Raw genomic sequence first — 4,286 nt, forward strand, 5'->3', positions numbered from 1 at the left:
ACGCCCTCGGCAGACGGCTTCGACGGGGACGGAGACGACCTGTGACCTGCGACGCAGCACTTCTCCCGAAAAGGGACGACCCCCGTCGGGGGGAGCCGGACACACCTTGTCGGCTCGTGCCGATCATTGCCGACCAGTGCGCTTGAGCAGCTGACGCTAGGCGTCCTCTGCCGCCTCGTACCCATCTGAATCAAAGGCTTGCTGCCTCATTGCTGCCTCCGGCCCCTGACTGAACTCACTCTTCGTTGACGTCCTCGGCCGGCGTGTACCCGACGCGAACGCGATCGAATCCCCGACCTCGACCGCCACGTGTCGGTCGAGTATCAGCTCGAACTCAGGCTCGTCGTTGAACCGCTCATCCTCGCCGCCCCAGCCGACGCCGACGCGCCTGACCTGCGCGCCGTTGCGGCGCAGCTGCAACACCCGTGCCTGCCCGATCAAAGGCGCGGTGGTCTCGGGACCGCGGAACACCACAACGGCATCGCGTACCTCCGCCGTCCACGGGTAGATCGCCATCCATGGGCGGCACCGGTAGGTCGCGCCATAGACAGGATGACGGGTCACGGCCAGCACCTCAGCGCCGTTGTCGATTCCTGTCCATGTGGAGGCCGGTAGGTCGGGTGACGCTGCGGCGAAGGGATCGTCCATCCGGCTAGTCTCCCGGCAGCGCCCGCGCTTCCGCCACCGCCGCTATGGCGGTCCAACAGGTCTTCACTTGGTCAGGCTGGGGCTTGAACCCCTGAACTCCTTCGACGGCCTGTGGATCATCGCAGAACGGGCGGATCGGCCTCCTGACCTGGGGGGCCTTTCGTTGCCTTACATCGGTTTACGGCCCTTGCCAGCGTCAGTTGCGCCCGCCTTGTGCCTGACGATCTTGCTGCCCGATCGTGCAACCGCGTCGGGTTGTCTCGCAACTCACAAGATGACGCTGGCAGCGACGAAAGGGTCATACTGTGCATGAACCTGTGCATAACCCTGTGGATTGGGTACCGTTGGTTGTGGAGAACGTCGGAGTGGACCGCTACCCTGATGCGACCCAACAGGCGGGCGTGGGGAGGCCTGCCAGGAGGTGAGGGAGATGGCACGGGTCGAAGACGTTGCTGCCTACATCCTGTCCGAGCGTGGGCCAATGACGGCGATGAAGTTGCAGAAGCTCTGCTACTACTCTCAGGCGTGGCACTTGGTATGGGAAGAAGAACTGCTGTTCGACTCGCGTATCGAGGCGTGGGCCAACGGACCAGTGATCAATGATCTGTACCGGCTGCACCGCGGACGCTTCAGGCTCGCCGAGGGAGATATCCCCGGCGACAGCGCAAGACTGAGTGAGGACGAGTCGAGCACGGTGGATGCGGTGCTTGAGTTCTACGGTGACATGTCCGCTCATCACCTGTCCGACCTGACCCACCGGGAGACGCCGTGGCGGGCTGCACGGGAGGCGGCCGACCTGGCCCCGATGGAACGCGGGAACGAGGTCATCGAGCCCGCCGCCATGCATGAGTACTACCTGGGCATCTACTCCGAGGGTGAATAGTCCGCCCGATGGGGAGAAATAAGAAGATTCCTGCGGGGAGGGCCTACCAGGGCCCTCCCCGCAAATCTGTCCCCGTTGCTGCTGAGCGCCCACCTGGCTTCGCAGCCGCCCATCCGCACCTCTTCACTGTCCGCTGGACGAGGTTCGACTTTGGAGGGCCTTGGTGCCTCGGAGCATCGGACTCCGCTGTCATCGTTGCCCTTATGACGCGACTCCGTCACATGGAGTCAATGACCCCTGGCGAGGTCTTCAGGCCTCCTACCGGCCCCGGCGTGGATTACGGCGATCCGGTCGACCTACCGAATGGCGACGCCTTTCGTCGCTTGCAGGAATTGGGGCTCGCAGACGAGACGAACGTTAGCCGGCTTCGAATCAGCGGAGAGCAACGCCTCTATGGCTTCCGGCGTGACCCAGAGTTCTATGCCGTCTTCTGGGATCCCGAGCATAGAATCTGGCCGTCCACGCTTCGCAACACGTAGCCTACCGCTGCAGAGCAGCGGCATCCGAATCGACCCAGGCTCCTTTTCGGTTCGACGCGACGGACAGGTCGTTAATCCTTAGACCACGACTGAACAGCATGAATTCCCGGCCCACCTTTTGTGCCTGTGCCGTGTGGGAGATGCTGTACCGAAGGCATCTGTTGGAGGGGTAAAGGCCGCGCACTCTTTCGTCGACATCGTAGGTGAGGATCCATGGATGGCGAGACTTGGCAAGGACGGCAGCCAGCTTCTCATGGTCCTCCCAGGAATGGGAGCTCATGTACAACTCTTCACCTTTGACTAGGTATGGCGGATCCACATAGAGAAGTACAGGCTTCGAACGCCTAGAGACGCTCGTCACGAAGTCCAAGGCAGGCTTCTCGCTTACGCTAATCCGCTTCGCTAGCGTCTGAAGATGGCGAATTCGGGCCGCTAATTCCTCTTTGTTGAAGCGGGCATCAATTTTCCACCGGCCACTCTGATCCAGCCCGCCAATCGGTCGAGCAGTCAAAATTCCCGACCTATTGCACCGATTCAAGAAGAAAGTTGCGAATCCTAAGTCCAGGTCGGACTTGCCTGTCGGGTTGAGGTACGTCTCGCGGTGCCGATGCCATGAATCAAGCGAGACCACCTCAAGTTGAAGCTTGTCGACGAACTCGTTGGTCTCTTGCAATAGGCTGCGCCAGAAGGCAGCGATTCCGGGGTTTAGGTCATTAATCAGTAAGTGATCGATATGTCCCTCGGCGAGGAGGTACAAGCCTGCGCCCGCGCCGCCGGCGTATGGCTCTGCATAGGCGGTAATAGGCAGGGTTTGACTTGCCAGAACGCGGGCGAAGTAGGGCCCGAGCTTGCCCTTCCCGCCCGGATACCTAAGCGGCGAGATGTATCGCATCCTCAGAGGGCCCCGTCCACTTGTTCGAGGAATGGACGGAAGGCTTTGCTGAACCTGCGGGCTAATTGAGGGTCCGGCCGCAGGTCAGGATTGTGCACGAAGCCGTTAAGGTATTGGATTCCGTAGTCGGATGCCTCTAGATACGCCTGCGCCAGCTCCTTTCTCTTTCTTTTGACAGGGTGTTCAATATCGGGATCGAGGACTCTCAGCATTGAGACTACCTTGACTTTGAGCGAGTCCTTCTCCTTGGCCCCTGAAATCTTGAGTACTTCTTCGGTTGATACCGAGAGCTCGACCATAATCCGTGCCATAACGCACGCCACGCCGGGGTATTGTTCTACGTCAAGATTCCTGCACTCCTTGAGGAGTTGCTGGATGCGCAGAGGGTGCTTCGGCAACCTGAGCCCTTGAAACAGATACCGCTCTGGCTTCGCTTCGTGCTTGCGTCGCGCTTGTGTCTTCGGTTCATCGTCTTCGTCCTCCTCGGGGCCACCGGCAGCCTCGCCCTGATCCGGGTCCTGCCCATGTGATCCTGAGCCTTGAGAACCGCCGGCACCTCCGGTGGAGCTGGCCGACGTTGGCTCCTGGTCTTCGGACGCCTCCTCACCAGAATCGGCCGTGGGCTGGGTCGCTGACCGGTCGGCTAGGCGCGAGGCATTGTCAGACGCGACATCCAGATTCGGAATTAGATGCGGAACCGTAAGTAGGGCTCGACGCCGGACCGTAGGGTTCTTGTAGGCATCCACTGGATTATTAAGAACTAAGTCAAAGGCCCAGAAGAAGAAGTCCCGAAGCTGACCGGCGGTGTGGTGAGCCCAAAGAGTTCTATCGCGGAGTAGGTTGCCGCTGTCCTCGGCCCTAATTGTCAGATGGAGCGCTGTCAGTACGTCGTTGGAGAAGAAGCGACCAATGTTCGTAAGCTTCTCTCGACGCGTCTTTCTGATCAAGTCGGCCAAGTCCTGGTCAGCCGCATAAGCCTCTTCCAACTCGTCAGCGATGGCAATTGAGCGAAGCGTTCCGCTATCAACTGACTTGTTGGCCCGGCGGCGGTGGGTGGCAGTCTGTGCGGCGCTCCAGCGCTTGATTCCCCTGCCACCATTCTCGCCGGTATGACGCAAAACGATCCAGTGATCGGCCTCCTCCCTAGAGGAGGTCACAAGCGTAAACACCGTCGCAGGCGGAGTCCCGAGGGCGGCCGCTCGCCGGAACGCCTTCTGATGCGCCTCGTCATCGGCTAATGCCGGATCCCGCATCAACTTAAGGGCAGCGAACCTACGGTTTCCCTCCAAGATGAGGTACTTGGAGCCGTGCTTCACGGCGATTGGAAGCTCAGCGGGGTTCGATTGTCCAGTCTGGGCCATATCTCGGGCCAGGCTGATAAGTG

The 4,286-nt window shown here is 60.4% G+C and carries 4 protein-coding genes; 1 reads left to right on the forward strand and 3 read right to left on the reverse strand.

Translation table 11 applies throughout. The annotated features are described in order from the left end of the window. Nucleotides 1–156: 156 nt before the first annotated feature. Nucleotides 157–648, reverse strand: a complete 492-nt coding sequence (locus tag AB0I76_RS23500; RefSeq protein WP_357039248.1) for a hypothetical protein — start codon at nt 646–648, stop codon at nt 157–159. Nucleotides 649–1,078: 430 nt separating this feature from the next. On the opposite strand from AB0I76_RS23500, the gene AB0I76_RS23505 reads away from it, so the two are divergent. Then, nucleotides 1,079–1,531, forward strand: a complete 453-nt coding sequence (locus AB0I76_RS23505) for a type II toxin-antitoxin system antitoxin SocA domain-containing protein (RefSeq protein WP_357039251.1) — start codon at nt 1,079–1,081, stop codon at nt 1,529–1,531. A gap of 480 nt (nt 1,532–2,011) precedes the next feature. Here AB0I76_RS23505 and AB0I76_RS23510 read toward each other — a convergent pair whose 3' ends face one another. Both AB0I76_RS23510 and AB0I76_RS23515 read right to left on the reverse strand, forming a co-directional pair. Further along, on the reverse strand, nt 2,012–2,902 hold the full coding sequence (locus AB0I76_RS23510; protein ID WP_357039254.1) for a DNA adenine methylase: 891 nt from the start codon (nt 2,900–2,902) through the stop codon (nt 2,012–2,014). A 2-nt stretch (nt 2,903–2,904) separates the two neighbouring features. Next, a partial coding sequence (locus tag AB0I76_RS23515) for a hypothetical protein (protein WP_357039257.1) occupies nt 2,905–4,286 on the reverse strand: 1,382 nt, incomplete at its 5' end.

The sequence above is a fragment of the Micromonospora sp. NPDC049799 genome (assembly GCF_040656655.1).
Taxonomy (GTDB): Bacteria; Actinomycetota; Actinomycetes; order Mycobacteriales; family Micromonosporaceae; genus Micromonospora.

Excerpts from the sequence above, each read along its gene's own strand:
- AB0I76_RS23500 (WP_357039248.1), bottom strand. The coding sequence starts at position 648 with ATGGACGATCCCTTCGCCGCAGCGTCACCCGACCTACCGGCCTCCACA.
- AB0I76_RS23505 (WP_357039251.1), top strand. The coding sequence starts at position 1,079 with ATGGCACGGGTCGAAGACGTTGCTGCCTACATCCTGTCCGAGCGTGGG.
- AB0I76_RS23510 (WP_357039254.1), bottom strand. The coding sequence starts at position 2,902 with ATGCGATACATCTCGCCGCTTAGGTATCCGGGCGGGAAGGGCAAGCTC.